This window comes from Streptomyces sp. NPDC111656 (assembly GCF_055656965.1).
This window is the reverse complement of sequence record NZ_JBVKCA010000007.1, coordinates 335,985-357,641: the sequence shown is the minus strand read 5'-3', so window position 1 is coordinate 357,641 and position 21,657 is coordinate 335,985. Positions and strand designations below refer to the sequence as shown.

The 21,657-nt window shown below is 70.8% G+C and carries 21 protein-coding genes; 14 read left to right on the top strand and 7 right to left on the bottom strand.

What is annotated here, in order from left to right; all coding sequences use genetic code 11:
- The first annotated feature begins 116 nt into the window (after positions 1–116).
- Positions 117–1,262: a 4-hydroxyphenylpyruvate dioxygenase gene (hppD, locus tag ACZ7M3_RS23165; protein WP_319747652.1), complete on the top strand. Its 1,146-nt coding sequence runs from the start codon at positions 117–119 to the stop codon at positions 1,260–1,262.
- Positions 1,263–1,331: 69 nt separating this feature from the next.
- Here hppD and ACZ7M3_RS23160 read toward each other — a convergent pair whose 3' ends face one another.
- Positions 1,332–2,987: a tetratricopeptide repeat protein gene (locus tag ACZ7M3_RS23160; protein WP_472065522.1), complete on the bottom strand. Its 1,656-nt coding sequence runs from the start codon at positions 2,985–2,987 to the stop codon at positions 1,332–1,334.
- Positions 2,988–3,079: 92 nt separating this feature from the next.
- Between ACZ7M3_RS23160 and ACZ7M3_RS23155 the strand changes: the two genes are divergently transcribed.
- Positions 3,080–4,486 (top strand): FAD-binding oxidoreductase, encoded by a 1,407-nt coding sequence (locus ACZ7M3_RS23155; RefSeq protein WP_267061959.1) that lies wholly within the window; start codon positions 3,080–3,082, stop codon positions 4,484–4,486.
- Here the strand turns inward: ACZ7M3_RS23155 and ACZ7M3_RS23150 are convergent.
- The gene (locus ACZ7M3_RS23150) at positions 4,483–5,526 is read right to left on the bottom strand and encodes an oxidoreductase (RefSeq protein WP_472065521.1); all 1,044 of its coding nucleotides are present in this window, start codon (positions 5,524–5,526) and stop codon (positions 4,483–4,485) included. The two genes, ACZ7M3_RS23155 and ACZ7M3_RS23150, sit on opposite strands and share 4 nt — an antisense overlap.
- Before the next feature lie 82 nt (positions 5,527–5,608).
- On the opposite strand from ACZ7M3_RS23150, the gene ACZ7M3_RS23145 reads away from it, so the two are divergent.
- Positions 5,609–6,598: a DUF5937 family protein gene (locus tag ACZ7M3_RS23145; RefSeq protein ID WP_472065520.1), complete on the top strand. Its 990-nt coding sequence runs from the start codon at positions 5,609–5,611 to the stop codon at positions 6,596–6,598.
- Positions 6,599–6,657: 59 nt separating this feature from the next.
- Here ACZ7M3_RS23145 and ACZ7M3_RS23140 read toward each other — a convergent pair whose 3' ends face one another.
- A complete protein-coding gene (locus ACZ7M3_RS23140; protein ID WP_472065519.1) occupies positions 6,658–7,137 on the bottom strand; it encodes an SsgA family sporulation/cell division regulator in 480 nt (159 codons plus the stop codon).
- Positions 7,138–7,392: 255 nt separating this feature from the next.
- On the opposite strand from ACZ7M3_RS23140, the gene ACZ7M3_RS23135 reads away from it, so the two are divergent.
- Positions 7,393–8,994 carry an RDD family protein gene (locus tag ACZ7M3_RS23135; protein ID WP_472065518.1) on the top strand — a complete coding sequence of 534 codons (1,602 nt, stop codon included), beginning with the start codon at positions 7,393–7,395 and terminating at the stop codon, positions 8,992–8,994.
- Positions 8,995–9,108: 114 nt separating this feature from the next.
- Complete coding sequence (locus ACZ7M3_RS23130) at positions 9,109–9,786, top strand: RDD family protein (protein WP_472065517.1); 678 nt, start codon at positions 9,109–9,111, stop codon at positions 9,784–9,786.
- 63 nt (positions 9,787–9,849) lie between these two features.
- Here the strand turns inward: ACZ7M3_RS23130 and ACZ7M3_RS23125 are convergent, their stop codons facing one another.
- Entirely contained in the window at positions 9,850–10,179 is a 330-nt protein-coding gene (locus ACZ7M3_RS23125) for a hypothetical protein (RefSeq protein WP_351315652.1), read from the bottom strand.
- Between the two features lie 508 nt (positions 10,180–10,687).
- On the opposite strand from ACZ7M3_RS23125, the gene ACZ7M3_RS23120 reads away from it, so the two are divergent.
- Positions 10,688–13,033, top strand: coding sequence for an immune inhibitor A domain-containing protein (locus tag ACZ7M3_RS23120; protein ID WP_472065516.1), 2,346 nt, complete (start codon positions 10,688–10,690; stop codon positions 13,031–13,033).
- A 121-nt stretch (positions 13,034–13,154) separates the two neighbouring features.
- Positions 13,155–13,496, top strand: coding sequence for a hypothetical protein (locus ACZ7M3_RS23115; protein ID WP_351315659.1), 342 nt, complete (start codon positions 13,155–13,157; stop codon positions 13,494–13,496).
- Between the two features lie 99 nt (positions 13,497–13,595).
- On the opposite strand, the gene ACZ7M3_RS23110 is transcribed toward ACZ7M3_RS23115, so the two are convergent.
- Together ACZ7M3_RS23110 and ACZ7M3_RS23105 are read right to left on the bottom strand one after the other, a co-directional pair.
- Entirely contained in the window at positions 13,596–14,180 is a 585-nt protein-coding gene (locus ACZ7M3_RS23110; RefSeq protein WP_267061955.1) for an isochorismatase family protein, read from the bottom strand.
- A 274-nt stretch (positions 14,181–14,454) separates the two neighbouring features.
- Complete coding sequence (locus tag ACZ7M3_RS23105; RefSeq protein ID WP_472065515.1) at positions 14,455–15,783, bottom strand: nicotinate phosphoribosyltransferase; 1,329 nt, start codon at positions 15,781–15,783, stop codon at positions 14,455–14,457.
- 119 nt (positions 15,784–15,902) lie between these two features.
- Here ACZ7M3_RS23105 and clpS point away from each other — a divergent pair, with 119 nt between their 5' ends.
- From clpS to ACZ7M3_RS23070, 7 genes are all read left to right on the top strand, one after another.
- Positions 15,903–16,220 (top strand): ATP-dependent Clp protease adapter ClpS, encoded by a 318-nt coding sequence (gene clpS / locus ACZ7M3_RS23100; RefSeq protein WP_351315667.1) that lies wholly within the window; start codon positions 15,903–15,905, stop codon positions 16,218–16,220.
- A 98-nt stretch (positions 16,221–16,318) separates the two neighbouring features.
- Positions 16,319–16,924 (top strand): DUF2017 domain-containing protein, encoded by a 606-nt coding sequence (locus ACZ7M3_RS23095; protein WP_067379761.1) that lies wholly within the window; start codon positions 16,319–16,321, stop codon positions 16,922–16,924.
- Between the two features lie 425 nt (positions 16,925–17,349).
- Positions 17,350–18,810, top strand: coding sequence for an amino acid permease (locus ACZ7M3_RS23090; RefSeq protein ID WP_472065514.1), 1,461 nt, complete (start codon positions 17,350–17,352; stop codon positions 18,808–18,810).
- Between the two features lie 99 nt (positions 18,811–18,909).
- Positions 18,910–19,332 carry a M67 family metallopeptidase gene (locus ACZ7M3_RS23085; protein WP_095854396.1) on the top strand — a complete coding sequence of 141 codons (423 nt, stop codon included), beginning with the start codon at positions 18,910–18,912 and terminating at the stop codon, positions 19,330–19,332.
- Between the two features lie 147 nt (positions 19,333–19,479).
- Positions 19,480–19,581, top strand: a complete 102-nt coding sequence (locus tag ACZ7M3_RS23080) for a putative leader peptide (RefSeq protein WP_472065513.1) — start codon at positions 19,480–19,482, stop codon at positions 19,579–19,581.
- 122 nt (positions 19,582–19,703) lie between these two features.
- Positions 19,704–19,982, top strand: coding sequence for a MoaD/ThiS family protein (locus tag ACZ7M3_RS23075; protein ID WP_381944211.1), 279 nt, complete (start codon positions 19,704–19,706; stop codon positions 19,980–19,982).
- A gap of 17 nt (positions 19,983–19,999) precedes the next feature.
- Positions 20,000–20,950 (top strand): PLP-dependent cysteine synthase family protein, encoded by a 951-nt coding sequence (locus ACZ7M3_RS23070; RefSeq protein WP_472065512.1) that lies wholly within the window; start codon positions 20,000–20,002, stop codon positions 20,948–20,950.
- Positions 20,951–21,162: 212 nt separating this feature from the next.
- Here the strand turns inward: ACZ7M3_RS23070 and ACZ7M3_RS23065 are convergent, their stop codons facing one another.
- Positions 21,163–21,654: a type II toxin-antitoxin system PemK/MazF family toxin gene (locus ACZ7M3_RS23065; RefSeq protein WP_472065511.1), complete on the bottom strand. Its 492-nt coding sequence runs from the start codon at positions 21,652–21,654 to the stop codon at positions 21,163–21,165.
- Positions 21,655–21,657 lie beyond the last annotated feature (3 nt).

The window sequence follows — 21,657 nt, the reverse complement described above, 5'->3', positions numbered from 1 at the left end:
TCCCTGGGTGGTCATCATGTACAGAACGCCCGCTGACATGGACGTTTTGCTGAGCACATTGTCCAGCTCTCCCGCAAACTATTGCGCACCTTGTGGAACGGAGAGAGTCTGCGGCCATGACGCAGACCACACACCTCACTCCCGACACCGCGCGGCAGGCAGACCCCTTCCCGGTCAAGGGAATGGACGCGGTCGTCTTCGCCGTCGGCAACGCCAAGCAGGCCGCGCACTACTACTCCACGGCCTTCGGTATGCGGCTGGTCGCCTACTCCGGACCGGAGAACGGCAGCCGCGAGACGGCGTCGTACGTCCTCGAGAACGGCTCGGCACGCTTCGTCCTCACCTCCGTCATCAAGCCCACCACCACCTGGGGCCACTTCCTGGCCGAGCATGTGGCCGCGCACGGCGACGGGGTCGTCGACCTCGCCATCGAGGTCCCGGACGCGCGCGCCGCGTTCGCGTACGCCGTCGAGCACGGCGCCCGCCCGCTCGCCGAGCCCTACGAGCTCAAGGACGAGCACGGCACGGTCGTCCTCGCCGCGATCGCCACGTACGGCGAGACCCGGCACACGCTCGTCGAGCGCACCGGTTACGACGGCCCGTACCTCCCCGGGTTCACCGCCGCCGCCCCGATCGTCGAACCGCCCGCCCACCGCACCTTCCAGGCCATCGACCACTGCGTCGGCAACGTCGAACTCGGCCGCATGAACGAATGGGTCGGCTTCTACAACAAGGTCATGGGCTTCACGAACATGAAGGAGTTCGTGGGCGACGACATCGCGACCGAGTACAGCGCGCTGATGTCGAAGGTCGTCGCCGACGGCACGCTCAAGGTCAAGTTCCCGATCAACGAGCCCGCCATCGCCAAGAAGAAGTCCCAGATCGACGAGTACCTGGAGTTCTACGGCGGCGCGGGTGTCCAGCACATCGCGCTGAACACCAACGACATCGTGCAGACCGTACGCACCATGCGCGCGGCCGGGGTCCAGTTCTTGGACACGCCCGACTCGTACTACGACACTCTCGGCGAGTGGGTCGGCGACACCCGGGTGCCCGTCGACACCCTGCGCGAGCTCAAGATCCTCGCCGACCGCGACGAGGACGGCTATCTGCTCCAGATCTTCACCAAGCCGGTCCAGGACCGGCCGACCGTCTTCTTCGAGATCATCGAGCGGCACGGCTCGATGGGCTTCGGCAAGGGCAACTTCAAGGCCCTCTTCGAGGCGATCGAGCGGGAGCAGGAGAAGCGCGGCAACCTGTAGGGATCATCTGCGGATATCTGTCAGCTGTCAGCTGTCAGCTGCCGACGGCCATCTGTCAGCGGTCATCTGTCAGCGTGACGCCGTGCGCCGCGGTGCCGGCGCCGGAGCCGATGCCGGAGCTGATGCCGGTCGCGATGCCGATGCCTGTGGCCTGGGTCGGTGGGTCGCCCGCGGGGCCGCTGGGTTCGCTGGGTTCGTCGGCTTCGCCGGGTTCACCGGGTTCGCCGGGTTCACGGCAGTGCCCGGCGGCCCCGCCGCGCCCTCCGGTTCCGTCGGGGTCTCGTCCTTCGGCTCGGGTGGCGGCTCCGCGGGCGGTTCGCCGAGGGCGGCCAGGTCGTGCCGGGCCTGGGGGGCGAGGACGGGGGAGAAGTACGGATTGATCTGGAGGGACTCCGCGAGGTGGCGGCGCGCAGGCGCGAGCAGGCCCAGCTCTCGTTCGATCTGCCCCCGGTGGTAGACGTACAGCGCGCTGCGGACGCCGCCGCCCTTCGTCTTGTCCGTCGCCGTCGTCGCGAACTTCAGCGCCTCCTCGTCCTCCTCCGCCCGGTGCAGCGCCCACCCCAGCGCGTCCGCGACGGCGACCCCGGGCTGGCGCGCCCACTCCCCACGCAGCCGGCGCACCGCTTCCTCCGGATCGCCGTGGTCCGCCTCGAACAACCCGAGGACCAGTTCGTTGTCGACACCGGACGCGGCGTCGGTGCGCACCCGCTCCCGCAGCAGGGCGTACTGCGTCTGCGCCGCGTCGCGCGCCCCCAGCGTCTCGTACAGCTCGCCCAGCTCCAGCGCGTACCGCGGATCGGGCTCCTGGGCGAGCGCCGTCTGGTACGCACGCAGCGCCTCCGCGCTGCGCCCGAGTGCCGCCAGCGCACGCCCCTGCCCGGCGAGCGCGCCGTGCTGGTCGGGGTCGATGCTCAGCGCGGCCTCGTAGTAGCGCAGCGACTCCTCGCGGTCCCCGCGCTCCCAGGAGAGCCGACCCGTTTGCGCCAGCCAGGTCGCCCGCTCGGCCGGAGTGGTGGCGCCCGCCGCCGCGTCCGCGAGGGAGGCCACCGCGTCCTCGCGCCAGCCGCGGTCCCAGTACACCTGGGCGGCCTCGGCCAGCACCGGCGGCCCGTGGTGCAGCCCCTGGAGCTTCTCCAGCGCGCTGCGGCTCGCCTTGTAGTCACCGAGGCCGCCGCAGGAGTCGATCAGCAGCGGATACGCCGTCCACCGCTTCGGCGCCAGCTTCAGCGCCTCCTCGGCCCACTTCCGCCCGGTCCGGAAGTCGTTGCGGGCGTTCGCGAGCGCGGCCAGCCCCTCCACCGCCGTCACATTCCCCTTCGGCTTCGTCTCCAGCGACGTGCGCAGCGCCTGCTCGGCCTTCGCGAAGTACGCGGGTGTGGCCGTCCGCCGCCCCTGCTCCACATACGCCGCGCCGAGCACCGCCCACGACCGTTCGTCGCGCGGATGGGTGCGCAGATGGGCCTCGTGGTCGCCGATGAGGGCCACCAGATCGGGCAGCGCGGCGGGCACCCCGGCCCCCACCGCCGTCGCCGCCCGCGCCGCCGGACCCGACGCAGGCGGCGCCGCGGTCCGCTGCTGCGAGGGCAGCAGCACCAGCACCCCGCCGAGGACGACAGACCCCGCCACCAGGCCGATCAGCACGTGCTTGGCGACGGAGGGACGCCGCCCGGAGGGCCCCTGGGGCGTGAGCCCCGTGAGCACCGGCTGTCGCTCTTCGATCTCCATGCCGCTCACTGTGCGTCAATACGAAGACCACACCCCGGCACGCCAAGCCCCGCGCGGATGGGGTTCACACCGATGGCCCCGAGTGCGACGCTGTGATCATGAGCCGTATCGAAGCCCCGCGCGACGAAGTCACCGGCAACCTCGTGGACCGCCTGCTGAGCGGCCTGCCGGCCGAGGCCGTCCTCATCGACCCGGACATCACGGCCTCGTACGCGAACGACATGGCGAGCTTCTGCGAGGCGGGCACCCCCGCCGTCGTCGTCCTGCCCCGTACCGTCGAACAGGTCCAGCACGTCATGCGGATCGCGACCGAGCTGCGTGTCCCGGTCGTCCCGCAGGGCGCCCGCACCGGCCTGTCCGGCGCCGCCAACGCCTCCGACGGCTGCATCGTGCTGTCGCTGGTCAAGATGGACCGCATCCTGGAGATCAACCCGGTCGACCGGATCGCCGTCGTGGAACCCGGCGTCATCAACGCCACCCTCTCCCGCGCCGTGAACGAACACGGTCTGTACTACCCGCCGGACCCCTCCAGCTGGGAGATGTGCACGATCGGCGGGAACATCGGCACGGCCTCCGGCGGCCTGTGCTGTGTGAAGTACGGGGTGACGGCCGAGTACGTCCTCGGCCTCGACGTGGTGCTGGCCGACGGACGGCTCATGTCCACCGGCCGCCGTACGGCGAAGGGGGTCGCCGGGTACGACCTCACCCGCCTCTTCGTCGGATCCGAGGGCTCGCTCGGCATCGTCGTACGGGCGATCCTGGCGCTCAAGCCGCAGCCGCCCCAGCAGTTGGTGCTGGCGGCGGAGTTCGGATCGGCGCGCGCCGCCTGCGACGCCGTGGTCCGGATCATGGAGGGCGGGCACGTCCCCTCCCTCCTCGAACTCATGGACCGTACGACGGTCAAGGCCGTCAACGACCTGGCCCACATGGGGCTTCCGGAGACCACCGAGGCGCTCCTCCTCGCCGCCTTCGACACCCACGACCCGGCCGCCGACCTGGCCGCCGTCGGCGCCCTGTGCGAGGCCGCGGGCGCGACGCAGGTGGTCCCCGCGGAGGACGCGGCGGAATCCGAACTGCTCCTCCAGGCGCGGCGGTTGTCGCTCACCGCGCTCGAAGCGGTCAAGGGCACCACGATGATCGACGACGTGTGCGTGCCGCGCTCCCGGCTCGGCGACATGCTCGAAGGCATCGAGCGCGTCGCCGAGAAGTACTCCCTGACCATCGGTGTCTGCGCGCACGCGGGCGACGGCAACACCCACCCCACCGTCTGCTTCGACGCCGACGATCCCGACGAGTCGCGGCGCGCCCGCGAGTCCTTCGACGAGATCATGGCCCTCGGTCTGGAACTCGGCGGCACCATCACCGGCGAACACGGCGTCGGAGTCCTGAAGAAGGAGTGGCTGGCCCGCGAGCTCGGCCCGGTGGGCGTGGAGATGCAGCGCGGCATCAAGGCCGCCTTCGACCCCCTGGGCATCCTGAACCCGGGCAAGGTGCTCTAGGACACCTCCTCGGCCGTTCCCGTGGGCCGAGTGCGGTCGTCCCCGTCACCCCCGTCGCCTCCGTCCCCGCCCTGGTGAAGACGGTCCGGGAGGGCCAGTTCGTCCTCGCTCAGCCGCAGGGCGCCGGCGGCCACGTTGGCGGCCAGGTGGTCCGGGTCGCCCGTGCCGGGGATGGCCAGTACGTGCGGTCCGCGGTGCAACGTCCAGGCCAGCCGGACCTGCGCCGCGCTCACCCCGTGAGCCCGTGCGACGGCCCGCACCTCGGCGGCGTCGGCACCCCGCGCGCCCGCCGTGCGCCCGGCCCCGGCGATCGCGTAGAACGGGACGAACGCGACCCCCTGCTCGCCGCAGGTCCGCACGAACTCGTCCTGGTCCGGCCGTACGCCGATGCCGTACGGGTTCTGCACACAGACCACGGGCGCGATGGCCCGCGCCTCGGCGAGGTGTTCGGGGCGGACGTTGGACAGACCGAGGTGGCGGACGAGTCCCGCCGCGCGCAGCTCGGCAAGCGCGCCGAAGCGCTCGGCGATCGAGTCGGCTCCCACGATCCGCAGGTTCACCACGTCGAGATGGTCGCGGCCGAGCTGGCGCAGGTTCTCCTCGACCTGGCCGCGCAGCTGTTCGGGGGTGGCGTGCGGCAGCCAGGCGCCGGACGGGTCCCGGCCCGGACCGACCTTGGTGGTGATCACGAGGTCGTCCGGGTAGGGGGTCAGCGCCCGGTTGATCAGTTCGTTGGCGGAGCGCAGCGGCGAGAAGTAGAACGCGGCGGTGTCGATGTGGTTCACCCCGAGCTCGACCGCGCGGCGCAGCACGCCGATCGCCCGGTCGCGGTCGCGTGGTACGGCGTCGGCGGCGAGCGCCCGGCCGGTCTGGGGCAGCCGCATCGCACCGAAACCGATCCGGTGGACCTCCCGGTCGCCGAGCGTCCAACTCCCGGCCGAGGCGGCACGGATGGTCGCGGTGGCCGAAGTGGCGGAGGGGGGCGCAGCGACAGAGGAGGCCGAAGTGGCCGAGGTCGTCTTGACTGGTGTCGTGGTCATGCCCGGGATGCTCGCCCCGCCGTAGTCTGGCCGCCACAGATTCAGGCATCCATGAATCCACGGGGCGACCGAGGGGGTGGCCGTGTCGGCCGAACTGGCGTTCTCGGCGGGGGACCTGGCGCAGATGCGGTTCGCCGTCTCGCCGATGTGGGAGGTCGGCACCAGCTTCCGGCTGCTGCGCTCCGGCGGCGCGCACCCCGTGCACCGGCCCTGGGCCGAACAGGTACGCCCCCGGGTGCTGGCCGCCGGCCTCGACCGGGGCCTGCTCGCCGAGCTGATCCCGCCCACGGGCTATGTGCCCGACTTCCTCAACCCGGCTCCCGACGGACCCGCCCCCGCGCTCGCCACGGAACTGGCCGGGATCATGGCCGCGCCCCCCGCCCGGGTACGCCAGGACCTCGACCGCCTGGCACACGACCAGGGAGGGCTCGGCCCCAGGTCGCGGACGCTGTACGCCGATCCGGCCGCCCGCCTGCCCCGGCTCGCGGGGGAGGTCGAGACCTACTGGGAGCTGGCCCTCGCCCCCTACTGGGCGCGGATCCGCACCGTCCTGGACGCCGACGTCTTCCACCGGGCCCGGCAGGTCGCCGAGCAGGGCACCGGGCACCTGTTCAACGAGCTGCACCCGTTGGTGAGCTGGGACGACAGCGCGCGGCGGCTGTCGCGCAGACAGCGCCCGCTGTCCCGCGAGGCGGCGGGTGCCGGGCTGCTGCTGATTCCCTCGGCCTTCACCCACCCTGGCCCGCTGACCCGGGTGACACCCCCGGAGCCGCCCCAACTGGCCTATCCGGCGCGGGGCGTCGGCACCCTGTGGGAACCCCGGCCGCTCGCCGGGACCGCTGCCCTCGCCGCCGTACTCGGCCGCTCGCGGACCCTGCTGCTGACCGAACTGGAGACCCCGGCCTCCACCACCGAGCTGGCCCACCGCACGGGGCTCTCGCCGGCCGGGGTGTCCCAGAACCTGACCGCACTGCGCGACGCGGGCCTGGTCAGCGCGCACCGGGCCGGTCGCTCGGTGCTGTACGCGCGCACATCGGTCGCGGAGACCCTGCTGGCCGCGGCCCGCCCGTAGGACCGCTTCCCGCGGGGCCACTACCGCGGCCGGTATCGGGAACAGGGGCGCGAACGGGTTCACTCGCCCTCCTTCGACTCGTCCGACGGCCACGGGTCGCGCAGCCACAGTTCGTCGTGACAGCCCGGGGTCGGGGCCAGCAACTCGGCGAGGCCCTCGTCGAGGCCGAGCCGATCGGCCTCGAAGCCCGGCGGGACCGCCCGCAGGGTGCGCTCCAGCCAGGCGGACACCCGCGCGGTGGGCGCCTCGAGGAGGGCGTCCCCGTCCGGGGAGCTGAGCGCCATCAGGACGACGCTGCGGCCCTCGACCTTCGTCGGCCACACCCGTACGTCGCCGTGCCCGCACGGCCTGAACACCCCCTCGACGAGCAGTTCACGGGCGAAGGTCCAGCCGACGGGATGGTCGGAGCCGATGTGGAAGGTGATGTGGACGGCGTACGGGTCGTCGGAGCGGTAGGTGAGCCGGGCCGGTACGGCGACGCTGCGTTCGGGCGACAGGACGAGGTTGAGCTCGAGTTCGCTTTCCACCACGGTGTGCATGTCGATGCGCTTCCTTTCGGGTACGGGGCCCCAGGGCGGGCCCGTACGAGTGGAGAGCGCGATCACGCGGAACCATTACGCGGGTTCGAAGAAGCTTTTTGGCGGGCGTTCCGAGACCGTGTTCCGGGCGGCGACCGCTTTGTGGCGGAACCTTGCCCGAAAGAGGTGGGTACGGCGGGAGCGCCGCTGACAGGCGCGCCCGTCTGATAGATGTGGAACCCCCAAAAACCCCCGAGCAGATACGGGACGACGGACATGAGCGCCCCAACCCCGGCCCCCGGTGACGACCGGCCCCGTGAAGGGTATTACCCGGACCCCTCCATTCCTGGATATGTCCGGTACTGGAACGGTGCCTCCTGGGTACCGGGTACGAGCCGTCCCGCGCCCTCCGACGGCGTACCGCTCACGCCGCCGTCCGGTGCCCGGCCGACGGCCTCCGTTCCCGCGCCCGCTCCGGCCCCCGCCGAGGAGACCGGACCGCACTTCTTCGACGAGGACCCGCGCCCCGCCGCCGGGCCGCGCCGGGTGACCCCGGCCGAGGCACAGCACGGCAACAGGCCCGAGCCCGCGGCCGCGTGGGGCGCCGACCGCTCCCAGCAGTCCGGCTTCGGCGGCGAGCAGGAACGCCGGGTGTCCTGGGGCGCGCCCCCGACGGCCGACCCGCGGCTGGCGCGCGCGGTCGAACCGGGCGACGCGGCCGTCCAGCCGGACGGTGAGTCGGCCCGCGCCGACGGCACGGCGACGATCCCGCCCGCGGACCGGGGCGGCGCCGCGCAACCCCCCGCGTCCGGCGGCACCGTGCTGTTCCGTCGCCCGACGGGACCGGCAGGGGCCACCGGCACCGAGGGCGCGGCCGCGGCCCCGGCGAGCGGCGCGCAGTTCGCCGGCACCGGTCACCCCGACGGCGCCGCGGAACCCGCCCCTTCCGAGGGCACCATGATCTTCCGCCCGTCCGCCCCGCGCACGGGGCCGCAGCGCGGGGCGCAGGCCGGGGGCACGGCTCCGGCCACCGGCGCACCGGGGGCGGACACGCCCGCGGCGGACGGCCCGGCGGGGGCCGGGGGAGGCTTCGGCGCCGGGCAGGCCGCCCAGGCCGCGGCGGAGGCGGCGGCCCAGTCGGCCCAGTCCGCCGCCGCGCGGCAGCCGGCCACCCCCGCACCCTCCACGCCCTCCAGCCCCTCCGCTCCCTCCGTGCCCCAGCAGTCCACCGGCCCCACCGCCACGCCCCTCACCAGTGGCCCCGGTGGGGGACAGCCGTCCTGGGCCCAGCAGGTGCACCGGCTCGCGGGTGACCCGGGCGCCGACGGGCAGCCCGTCGTGCCGTGGAAGCCGCCGGTGGACGACGTGTTCCAGGCCGCCGCCCGCAGACAGTCCGAGGCGCGCCCGGCGAGCCTCGGCAGGCGGCTGCTGGCCCGGATCGTGGACACCGCGGTCCTGGCGACCGTCACCGCCGTGGCCGCCGTACCGCTGGGCACCAAGGCGATCGACCACATCAACGAGAAGGTCGACGCGGCCAAGCGGTCCGGCCAGACCGTCACGGTGTGGCTGCTCGACGGCACGACCACGGGCTACCTCGGGATCGTCCTGGCCGTCCTGCTCCTCTTCGGCGTCCTCTACGACGCGCTGCCGACCGCCAAGTGGGGCCGCACCCTCGGCAAGAAGGTGTGCGGCATCGAGGTCCGGGACATCGAGGGCCACGAACCGCCGTCCTTCGGGCGGGCCCTGCGCCGCTGGCTCGTGTACGCGGTCCCCGGCGTCCTCGTCATCGGTGTCGTCGGCGTCCTGTGGTGCCTGTTCGACAGGCCCTGGCGCCAGTGCTGGCACGACAAGGCGGCCCACACCTTCGTGGCCGCCTAGGCCCTGTCCGTGGTGGCCTGACTCCCCGCGCGGCGGCGCGGCCGCCGGGAGTCCGGTCCCCCGGACGGCCGCTCGCCGGATGCGCGGTGGCGGGGTTCGCGGTCGACTCGGGCCATGAGCAGCGAACCGCCGCCCCCGGGTTCGGGTCAGCCACCGGACGAGGATCCGTTCAAGAAGCAGCCCCCGCCCGCCGAGGGCGGCGGCTCCCCCTACGACGGCTCCTCGCCGCCCACACCGCCCCAGGGCTCCCCGTACGACTCCCCGTACGGCGACCAGCCGCCCCCGCACGGCGGCGGCGACCCGTACGGCCCCGGCGGCCCCTACGGCGGCGACCCGCTGGCCGGCATGCCCCCGCTCGCCGACAGCGGCAAACGCACGGTGGCGAGGCTCATCGACATGATCCTCGTGGGAATCGTGGTCTGGTTGCTGACCTTGGCGTTCGGGGTCGAGGAGTACACACTGAACGCGGACAGGATGGAGTACAGCAGGGGTTTCGGGCAGGCCCTGATCGCCGCGGTGCTCTACACCGGCTACGACACCATCATGATCAGCAGGTCGGGGCAGACCCTCGGCAAGAAGCTGTTCAACCTGAGGGTGGCCAACCTCGACAACGGCGCCACGCCCTCCGTGCAGACCACGCTGGTCCGCTCGCTGGTGCTGTGGATCCCGTTCGCATTCTGCTGCGCGTGCATCTGGACCGCGATCGCGGGCGGTTGGAGCTACTTCGACAAGCCCTACAAGCAGGGCCTGCACGACAAGGCGGCCAAGACGGTGGTGGTCAGCACGGGCTGACATACGCGATCAGCCGCACTCCGCGAGGAGACGGCTGATCGGGAGAGCGGCGGGTTCGTGGAATCACGGGCCCGCCGGTTCGCGTACGGCAGAGACTGATGCCGCCGACACGGACGACACGGACGCGGCGACGGACGCGGTCTCGCGCTGTGCGGGCACCCGCTCCTGAACGGGGGCCGGCGCGGGAGCCGGTACGGCGGCCACGGAGCCGGAACGCACGCGCTTCGGCAGCGGAACCGTTACGGCGACGAGCAGTCCGAGAGCGAGTGCCGAGAGGGTGATCACCGCGATCCCCAGGCCCGAACTCGTCTGAGACAGCAGCAGCATGGCGAGGGTCGAGAAGATCACGGTGCAGGAACCGTAGGCGAGCTGTGCGGCGGTCGGACGAGGCATGGCGATTCCTCGGGGTGGGGGTACTCCCCCCGTGCCTCTCGCGATGGGGGAGGATGCGGACAACAACGGGACCGGACGGCGACCGGGACGATCGACCACGGGAGTGGGGCCGCCGGTCCGGGTGGGGCTGCGAATCGTGGGACGACAACGGTGTCGACTTGCCAATCCGTTGACATTCCAACGTTCCGCCAATCGACTCTATTCGCCTGCATGCCCGAGTGGAACGTCCGGTAAGCGTGACCTTACCCACGGTGCCGGAGCACAGGGGGCGCACGGAGTCATCGCGTCCACCAAGTGGACGGACGGACGCGCCCGTTGAGGGGGCTGATCCCGGTTCGGATACCGAACTGCTGCTCCGCATAGTGCAGTTGCCAGGTTCAAGTCAAGATCTGTCTTTTCTTTGGTAACTCCGGTCAAATGTCGTCACTTGACACGCGTATACGCGCGCGGACCTCCATCACCCCGGGATCCCCCCATCCGCGCGAACGGACGCAGGGGAGGACTTCAAGTGACCAGCAGACCATGGACGTTCAGAGCGGCCGCGGTGGGTGTCGCCCTCGCGGCGGCCACCGCCACGTTCTCGACGTTCGCCGTTGCGCAGGCAGATGATGCCGCATCGGCGGCGGCCTCGGCGAGCGCGAACCGCCACGAGCCCCAGCCGGCCGGCAACGAGGCCGAACACGACCTCGACGGCCCGCTCAGCAAGACCCAGGAAGCACAGCGCGAAGAGGCCCTGAACCAGGTCATATCCGGTGACGCGAAGGTCCAGGACCGGAACGGTTCGCAGGTCGTCAAGCTCAAGGGCAAGAACAAGTACGTCGAGCTCGGCCGCGAGAAGACCGACAAGATCTTCACGATCCTGGTCGAGTTCGGCGACCAGGTCGACAGCCGCTACGGCGGCACCGTGGGCCCGCTGCACAACCAGATAGCCCAGCCCGACCGCACCCAGGACAACAGCACGGCCTGGCAGGCGGACTACAACCAGGCGCACTTCCAGGACCTCTACTTCGGCACCGGCAAGAACACCGAGTCGCTGAAGAAGTACTACGAGAAGCAGTCCTCGGGCCGCTACTCGGTCGACGGCGAGGTCACCGACTGGGTCAAGGTCCCCTACAACGAGGCCCGTTACGGCTCCAACAAGGCGTCCACCGGCGCCTGGTACGCGGTCCAGGACGGTGTCACCGCCTGGGTCGCCGACCAGAAGGCGGCCGGCAGGTCCGACGCGGACATCAAGGCGGACCTGGCCAAGTACGACCAGTGGGACCGCTACGACTACGACGGCGACGGCAACTTCAACGAGCCCGACGGCTACATCGACCACTTCCAGATCGTGCACGCCGGTGAGGACGAGTCCGCGGGCGGCGGCGTGCAGGGCGAGGACGCGATCTGGGCGCACCGCTGGTACGCGTTCGGCACCGACGCGGGCGCCACGGGTCCGGCCGGCAACAAGCTCGGCGGCGCCGCGATCGGCGACACCGGCATCTGGGTCGGCGACTACACCATCCAGCCGGAGAACGGCGGACTCGGCGTCTACGCGCACGAGTACGGCCACGACCTCGGTCTGCCGGACGAGTACGACACCACCAACTCGGCCGAGAACTCCACGGGTTTCTGGACCCTGATGTCCTCCGGTTCCTGGCTCGGCACCGGCAAGAACGCCATCGGCGACCTGCCCGGTGACATGAACTCCTGGGACAAGCTGCAGCTCGGCTGGCTGAACTACGACACGGCCAAGGCCGCGACGAAGTCGAAGCACAAGCTGGGTGTCGCCGAGTACAACACCAAGAACAAGCAGGCCCTGGTGGTCTCGCTGCCGGACAAGGCGGTCACCACCGAGATCGTCGCCCCGGCGCAGGGCTCGACCCAGTGGTGGAGCGGCAGCGGCAACGACCTCAAGAACACGCTGACGCGTTCCGTCGACCTCACCGGCAAGTCGTCGGCCGCCCTCACGCTCGACGGCTGGTACGACATCGAGGCCGACTTCGACTACCTCTACACCGAGGTCTCCACCGACGGCGGCGCCAACTGGACCGCGCTCGACGGCACGGTGGACGGGCAGCCGATCCCGCGCGACGGCAGTGGCAAGCCCGCGCTGACCGGCACGGTGGACGCGTACAAGAAGCTGTCGTTCCCGCTCGACGCCTACGCGGGCCAGAAGATCGACCTGCGTTTCCGCTACCAGAGCGACGGTGGCGTGGCGTTGAAGGGCTTCACGGCCGACGAGATCTCCGTGACCGCGGACGGTTCGGCGCTCTTCTCGGACAACGCCGAGACCGCGGACGCCGCGTGGACCGCCGCCGGCTTCTCCCGCGTCGGCGCGTCCTTCACCGACGACTACCCGCAGTACTACATCGCGGAGAACCGTCAGTACGTCTCGTACGACAAGACCCTCAAGACCGGTCCGTACAACTTCGGCTTCTCGAAGACGCGTCCGTCCTGGGTCGAGCACTACCCGTACCAGAACGGCCTGTTGATCTGGAAGTGGGACACCTCGCAGAAGGACAACAACGTCAGCGCGCACGCGGGCTCCGGGCTGATCCTGCCGGTCGACTCGCACTCCACCGCGCTGAAGTGGTCCGACGGAACGCTGATGCGCAGCCGGATCCAGTCGTACGACTCGCCGTTCAGCCTGTACCGCACGGACGGTCTGACGCTGCACAACGCGGACGTCGCGACGAAGATCCCGTCGAAGCCGGGGGTGCCGGTCTTCAACGACCACACCAGCACCTACTACGACACGACGGCCCCGACCGCGGGTGTCAACATCACTGACACCAACACCAAGATCAAGATCGTCAAGGAGGCCCGTGACGGGTCGACGATCTCGCTCGAAGTGGGCCCCGCGGTGAAGTAACCGGTATTTCCGCAGGTCAGAAGCATATCGGCGGCGACCCCCTGGCGGGTTGCCGCCGATCGTGTTTAGGTGCGTCCTGTGGATTTCTTATTGACACCGGTGCGCACGGGGGTGTGACTGCATGGCCGCAGGAGGTTTTTGCAAGCTGCCGAACGGCAGCGTGGTTGTGGCGCTGAATCTGCCCAGCCCGGCGGGCCCGGGCCCCGGCTGCGTGCGCTTTCTGGTCCTGGCCCAGAACCGCGCCCGCGCCCTGACGCGCCTGCGCAACCTCGGCCTGCGCGCGGTCTACCTCCGTGGGAACGCGGCCCCGCCCACCCCCGACGAGATCACCGCCGTCCTGCACCACCCCGACGGCCTCATATGGCGCACCACCCCGGAGAGCGGCGTCCAGGGCCCCGACCTCACCCAGGAACTGTGGCGCCCGTTCAAATCCCTCCTGAGACGCCCGGCACCCCAGGCATGACCGGCGACGGCTCGGCGGCACGGACGTAGGCACCCGGCGCCCGCGCCGGGGCTGTCCACCTGCCGACGGGCGGCCCGGCAGCGAGGTCGGTCAGGACGGCTAGACGACCGGCTTTCCTGTCAGGTCCACGCCTGCTGCCCGGAGTTCTTCGAGGGCGCGGTCCGTGGTTTCCTCGGAGACTCCGGCCGTGAGGTCCAGGAGGACCTGGGTGCGGAAGCCGCTGCGGACGGAGTCCAGGGCGGTGGCGCGTACACAGTGGTCGGTGGCGATGCCGACCACGTCCACCTCGTCGATCTCGCGGGCGCGCAGCCAGTCACCCAGCGCGACCCCGTTCTCGTCGGCGCCCTCGAAACCGCTGTAGGCCGCCGCGTACGCGCCCTTGTCGAAGACGGCGTCGACCGCGCCGGAGGCGACCGCCGGAGCGAAGTTCGGGTGGAACCCGACCCCCTCCGTGCCGGCCACACAGTGCGCGGGCCAGGAGTGGACGAAGTCGGGGTTGTCGGCGAAGTGGCCACCGGGAGCGATGTGGAGGTCACGCGTGGCGACGACATGCCGGTAGCCGGCGGGCGCCTGCCCGATCAGCTCCGTGATGGCGGCGGCCACATCGGCGCCTCCGGCCACCGCGAGGCTGCCCCCCTCGCAGAAGTCGTTCTGCACGTCTACGACGATCAAGGCGCGGCGCATGGTCGGTGTCCTTCGACGGTGTCGACTATGGGATCGGGGAATGTGACAGGGGGTGTGCGGGACCGGCCTGTGGAGCCGAGCCTAGAGACTTCACGTGCGGCGCGGGAGGGGGCAATCGGTTACGGCCTGTCGCGGCGGCCGGTGCGGTGTGCGTGTTGCCGTTGCATTCCCGCTGACCGCCCGTTCATTCGTGTTTCCCCAAGGGTGGCCGGAGCCGGCCGGAGCGCCGCCCGCGCGCGCTCCGGCGCACCCCGCGCACACCGCGGGGGTCGTATCAGATGTACTCCGTCGGAATGACCGGTTCCCCGCGCGAGAGCTGTGTCGCCGACAACGGCAGGTTGGCGAGGGAGGCCGCGTGCCGGTCGCGTACGGCGTCGAGGGGCTCGCGGGAGAGGACCTGCCCGCCCTTGACCAGCTCCACCAGCAGTTGTCGGTCGGCGAGCGCCACGGGGACCGCCCCGGTGCCGATCACCTCGGCCTCGGCGACCCCCCGCTCGTCGAGCCGGCGCGCGGCCCACTTGCGCCCGCCGATCGAGGTCTTGCCGCCGGTGGACCTCTTGGCCACGGCCTCCAGCGGAGCCTTCGGGTCCGCCGACTCGGCGCGGGCGACCAGCTTGTAGACCATCGAGCAGGTGGGATGGCCGGAACCCGTCACCAACTGCGTACCGACGCCGTACGCGTCCACGGGCGCCGCCGCCAGCGAGGCGATCGCGTACTCGTCCAGGTCCGAGGTCACGATGATGCGCGTGTCCCTCGCGCCCAGCTCGTCCAGCTGCTGCCGCACCCGGTGCGCGACCAGCAGCAGGTCCCCGGAGTCGATCCGTACGGCACCGAGCTCCGGCCCGGCGACCTCGACCGCCATCCGTACCGCCTCCGCGACGTCGTACGTGTCCACGAGCAGCGTCGTCCCCCGGCCCAGCGAGTTCACCTGGGCCTGGAAGGCGTCCCGCTCCCGGTCGTGCAGGAGGGTGAAGGCGTGTGCGGAGGTGCCGACGGTCGGGATGCCGTAGCGGAAGCCCGCCGCCAGGTCGGAGGTGGTCGCGAAGCCCCCGACGTACGCGGCCCGCGCCGCCGCCACCGCGGCCAGCTCGTGCGTCCGCCGGGCGCCCATCTCGATCAGCGGCCGGCCCCCGGCGGCGGAGGCCATCCGGGACGCGGCGGCCGCGATCGCCGAGTCGTGGTTGAGGATGGAGAGGATCACCGTCTCCAGGAGCACGCACTCCGCGAAGGACCCCTCGACCCGCAGGATCGGCGAGCCCGGGAAGTACACCTCGCCCTCGGGATAGCCCCAGATGTCCCCGCCGAAGCGATACGAGGCGAGCCACTCCAGGGTCGGCTCGTCCACGATGGCGTTCTCGCGCAGGAAGCCGAGGACGTCGGCGTCGAAGCGGAAGTTCTCGACGGCGTCGAGAACCCGCCCGGTGCCGGCCACGACGCCGTAGCGCCGCCCCTCCGGCAGCCGCCGCGTGAAGACCTCGAAGACCGAGCGTCGCTCGGCGGTCCCCGCGGCCAGTGCGGCCTGCAGCATCGTCAGCTCGTACTGGTCCGTGAAGAGCGCCGTCGAGGGAACGTCCACCGGCAGCCCAAGGTCCGCTGTGTTCATAAGCCTGGATGGTACCCCCATCTCGTCACTCTGACGATTTATGGCGGCCGTTGTATTCCGGTTGTATCCCGTTGTATTCCGGGGGTCCATTTGTGCGGGCCCCCCTCTCTGGTGGCAGCATGGGCCGTGTGACCGCTCCCGCACCCCTAGAGATCGAAAAGACCGAGTCGGCGGAGGAGGTCTTCGCCGTACCCGAGCCCGACGTCCCCTGGGTCACCATCGTGCACAACGACCCGGTCAACCTCATGAGCTATGTGACGTATGTCTTCCAGTCGTACTTCGGCTACACCAAGGACAAGGCCACCAAGCTCATGCTCGACGTCCATCACAAGGGCCGGGCGGTCGTCTCCAGCGGCACGCGCGAGGAGATGGAGCGCGACGTACAGGCCATGCACGGCTACGGTCTGTGGGCCACCCTTCAGCAGGACCGGAAGTAGCGGGGCCGGAAGTCGTCGGACCGGCGGCCGTCGGACCGGCAGCAGCCCGAGCCCTCCCTGTAAACCGCGAGCAGGACCGGAAGTAGCGAACTCACTCCATGCCAGGACACTTCGAACCGCTCCCCGGCGGCGGCGCGGCCGTCGCGCTCGACGAGGTCGAGATCTCCATCATCCGCTCCCTCGCCGTACAGCTCCTGGAGCTCATCGGGCCCGGCCCCGCGGAGAACGCCCCCGACGACCCGCTCGCCGAACTGTTCGCGGAGGGCCCCAGCGAGCCGCCCTCCGACCCCGTGCTCCAGCGACTCTTCCCGGACGCCTACAGCGGCCCCGACGTCGAGGCGTCCTCGCCGGAACAGGCGGAGGAGCAGCGGGCGTACTCCTCCGAGTTCCGCCGCTTCACCGAGAACGACCTGCGCGCCGGCAAGCGCGAGAACGCCCTCGCGGTGATCCGCTCGCTGGACGCCCTCACCACGGCGGGCGACGGCGGCGCGGTCCTCAAACTCTCCCCCGGGGAGTCCGAGCAGTGGCTGCGCGCCCTCAACGACCTGCGCCTGGCGATCGGGGCCCGGCTCGACGTCGTCGACGAGGAGGACACCGACCTCCTCTACCGCCTTCCGGACGAGGACCCGCGCAAGCCGATGGTGATGGCGTACCTGTGGCTGGGCGGTCTCCAGGAGACGCTCGTCGAGACGCTGATGTCCTGATCGTCGATGTCCTGACCGTCCGTCGAGATGCCCCGATCGGACGCCGCGACGCCCTGATGGGGTGCCGAGCGGGGAAACGGTCGTATGCCCTGATCAGGGGTTGGTTCAGGGTTCAATCGGTGTTCGCTCAGAGGACGCTCAGATCCGGATAACGATCCCGTCACCGTAGTGGCCTGCTATGTACAGGTGAGTTCTGTTTGTCCGCTTCTCCCTGTGGCATGCCTTACATCACCCGCAGGCTGCCCATGTTGCGGCCGTGATAAATCTTCACGACCGCCCGACAGGACACCACCCATGTCCGGTCGGGTGCGCCACCGAGCCGGCGACCGCCGGCCAGGCACAGCTCCATCACATCCGGGGGGATCGGAACCCGATCCGAAGCCAAGTGACTGGCTCGGACCGGCATGGAGAAAGGCGCACCACACATGACCTCATCGCAGGTCGACAAGACCGACGAGCCGCGTTTCGGCAGTGAGGCCGTGGGCGGCGACGCCCCCGAAGAGGGGTACGAGCGCGGGCTCGGCAGTCGCCAGGTCCAGATGATCGCGATCGGCGGCGCCATCGGCGTCGGCCTCTTCCTGGGCGCCGGGGCGAACATCGCCAAGGCGGGGCCCAGCCTCATCTTCATGTACGCCCTCGCGGGCGTGATCATCTTCTTCATCATGCGGGCGCTCGGCGAGCTGCTCCTGTACCGCCCGGTCTCGGGCTCCTTCGCGGAGTACTCCCGCGAGTTCCTCGGCCCGTTCTTCGGCTACTTCACCGGCTGGACGTACTGGCTGATGTGGGTGGTCACCGGCATGGCGGAACTCACCGCCGCCGCGATCTACGTCCACTACTGGTTCCCGTCCATCCCCCAATGGGTGACGGCGCTGGTCTTCCTGATCGTCCTCTTCGTGGCGAACCTGATCTCGGTGAAGCTCTTCGGAGAGATCGAGTTCTGGTTCTCGATGGTCAAGGTCACCGCCCTGATCGGCATGATCGTGATCGGCCTCGGCGTCCTCACCTTCGGCTTCAGCTCGGCCGGTGACACGGCCTCCGTCGCCAACCTCTGGCAGTTCGACGGCTTCTTCCCCAAGGGCATCGGCTCGTCCCTGATGACCCTCCAGGGCGTCATGTTCGCCTACCTCGCCGTCGAACTCGTGGGCGTCACGGCGGGCGAGTCCGAGGACCCGGAGAAGACCCTCCCCAAGGCGATCAACACCCTCCCCTGGCGCATCGCGCTCTTCTACGTCGGCGCGCTCACGGTCATCCTCTGCGTCGTGAAGTGGACGGAGTTCGCCCCGGGCGTCAGCCCCTTCGTCGAGGCCTTCGCGAAGATCGGCATCCCGGCCGGCGCCGGCATCGTCAACTTCGTGGTCCTGACCGCCGCCCTGTCCTCCTGCAACTCCGGCATGTACTCCACGGGCCGCATGCTGCGCACCCTGGCGGACAACGGCGAGGCCCCCAAGGTCTTCAGCAGGCTCTCCTCGACCAAGACCCCGGCGCTCGGCATCACCGTCTCCATGCTCTTCATGGGCATCGGCGTGATCCTGAACTACGTCGTCCCGGAGAAGGCCTTCGGCTACGTCACCTCCGTGGCCACCGCCGCCGGCATCTGGACCTGGCTGATGATCCTGGTCAGCCACATCCTCTACCGCCGCGCGGTCGACGCCGGACGCCTGCCCGCCTCCTCCTTCCCGGCCCCGGGCGGAGCGAAGTGCAGCTGGATCGCGGTCGTCTTCCTGCTGTTCGTCACGGGCCTCATCGCCTACGACGCCGACTCGCGCGTCTGTCTGTACGTGATGGCCGGCTGGGCCGCGGCCCTGGCCATCGGCTGGTGGGTGCTCAAGGCACGCAACCCCCAGGTCACCGAGCGCCGCGAGCCGGAGTTCGAGAAGGTCGGCTGACCTTCCCGGTTCGGCACGGCCGACCTTCCCGGTTCAGCATGTGGGCCGCCCCGTACCACGCCTCGGTACAGGGCGGCCCTTCTGCTTATCCTGACCGACATGCTGACCATCACCCAGGCCCTCGTCGACCAGATCGTCGCGCACGCGCGCCAGGACCACCCCGACGAGGCGTGCGGCGTCGTCGCGGGTCCGGCGGGCTCGGGCCGCCCCGAGCGCTTCATCCCGATGCTCAACGCCGCCCGCTCGCCCACGTTCTACGAGTTCGACTCCGGCGACCTGCTGAAGCTGTACCGCGAGATGGACGACCGCGACGAGGAGCCGGTGATCATCTACCACTCCCACACGGCGACCGAGGCGTACCCCTCCCGCACCGACATCTCGTACGCCAACGAGCCCGGCGCGCACTACGTCCTCGTCTCGACGGCGGACGCGGACGACGCGGGTCCCTTCCAGTTCCGCTCGTACCGGATCGTCGAGGGAGAGGTGACGGAGGAGGAGGTCACGGTCGTGGACGCGTACTGACGCCGCCCCGACGCCACTCCGTTCCTTTGCTCCGGCACCGCTCCGATCCTGCTCCGGCACCGCTCCGATCCCGGACTTCGGGCAGAATTCATCCACCATCTGAGATCACACTCCGGGACCCGGACCGGGAATCGATACGATGAGCCCATGGTTTCCCAGGACGTGAGCGACAAGACGCCGGGCATGCTGCTCGTGGCGCGGCTGCACGTCGACCTGTGCAGGCTGCAGAGCGCCATCTGTTCGCGCTGAACCCTGCCGCCGTACGGCCGTGAGCCACGGCTCCGCGGGGCCGCCACCGGCGTCCCCCTGCCCTTCCCGCGCCGCCGCGCGCCCACCGACCTGACTCTTCCTTCCGACAGGAGCCCGCAACCATGGCCATCGAGGTCCGCATCCCCACCATCCTCCGCACCTACACCGGCGGCGAGAAGGCCGTCGAGGGCGGCGGCGCGACCCTCGCCGAGCTCTTCGCCGACCTCGAGACCCGGCACGCGGGCATCCAGGCCCGGATCGTCGACGAGGGCCAGCTGCGCCGCTTCGTCAACGTGTACCTGAACGACGAGGACGTCCGCTTTCTCGACGGCATCAACACCAAGCTCACCGACGGCGACAACGTGACGATCCTGCCGGCCGTGGCCGGCGGCATGGTCTGATCGGCTGCTGATCGCTGATGCGCTACGACTCCCCGCTCGACGCGGTGGGCAACACCCCTCTGGTGCGCCTGCCACGCCTTTCGCCGTCCACCGACGTCCGGATCTGGGCGAAGCTGGAGGACCGCAACCCGACGGGCTCGGTCAAGGACCGCCCGGCCCTCCACATGGTCGAACAGGCGGAGAAGGACGGCCGGTTGACGCCGGGCTGCACGATCCTGGAGCCGACGAGCGGGAACACCGGCATCTCGCTGGCCATGGCGGCGAAGCTCAAGGGCTACCGCATGGTGTGCGTGATGCCGGAGAACACCTCTCAGGAGCGGCGGGACCTGCTGGCCATGTGGGGCGCGGAGATCATCTCCAGCCCCGCGGCCGGCGGCTCCAACACCGCCGTGCGCGTCGCGAAGGAACTGTCGGCCGAGCACCCCGAATGGGTGATGCTCTACCAGTACGGGAACCCCGACAACGCGGGCGCCCACTACGCGACGACAGGCCCCGAAATCCTGGCGGACCTCCCCTCCATCACGCACTTCGTCGCCGGCCTCGGCACGACGGGCACTCTGATGGGCGTCGGCCGCTACCTCCGGGAGAACAAGCCGGACGTGAAGATCGTCGCTGCGGAGCCGCGCTACGACGACCTGGTGTACGGCCTGCGCAACCTGGACGAGGGGTTCGTTCCCGAGCTGTACGACGCGTCGGTCCTCACCTCCCGCTTCTCGGTCGGCTCCGCCGACGCGGTCACCCGCACCCGTGAGCTCCTCCAGCAGGAGGGCATCTTCGCGGGCGTCTCCACCGGGGCCGCGCTGCACGCCGCGATCGGCGTCGGCAAGAAGGCGCTCGCCGCCGGGGAGTCCGCCGACATCGTCTTCGTCGTCGCCGACGGCGGCTGGAAGTACCTGTCGACGGGCGTCTACACCGCCGCGACCACAGAAGAAGCCATCAAAACCCTCCAGGGCCAGCTCTGGGCGTAGGCGGCACGGGCGGCGGCCCGGAAGTTCCTCGCCCCCGCCGCCCCTACCCGTCCCATCCCTGGGGGCTCCGCCCCCAGACCCCCGTATCGGCCTGAACGGCCTCGTCCTCAAACGCCGGACGGGCTGAAGGCGCGGGGCGAAGCCCCGTCCTAGGGGCGCGGGGAACTGCGCGACCAGCCCCCACCGGCCCGCAGCCGAAAGACCACCCGGCCTCAGCCGGCCAGGTAGCGGACCTGGTCCCACAGGACCGGATCCACCACCCCCACCCGCCGCCGGAACTCCCACAAGGGCACCTCGCGCAGCTCGTCCGTCTCCAGGAAGCTCGCCCGCCCATGGGCATCGCCGACGGCACCCGGCGGCAACGGAATCACCCCGGCCCGCTCGTCGTGGTACTTGCTCGTGATCTTCGCGACGGTCACCCGTTCGCCCCGTACGGCCAGCACCAGACACGGCCGGTCCTTCTCCCCGGGCCCGTCCTCGTAGGGAACCTTCGCCCACCAGATCTCCGCCGGCCGCGGCCGAGGCACCCGGGGACGGGGCCGCTTCCGCCCCCCGGCCGGCGGCCGCCCGGGCGGCCGAGTCCGACCGGCGGCCCGGCCCGGGCGGCGCTCCCGGCGTCCACGGCGCCCCCAGCCGTCCACCAGCGTCGCGACCAGCGCGAGCAGCACCACGGCCGCCAACGCGAGCCACCAGGACGTGTCCATACC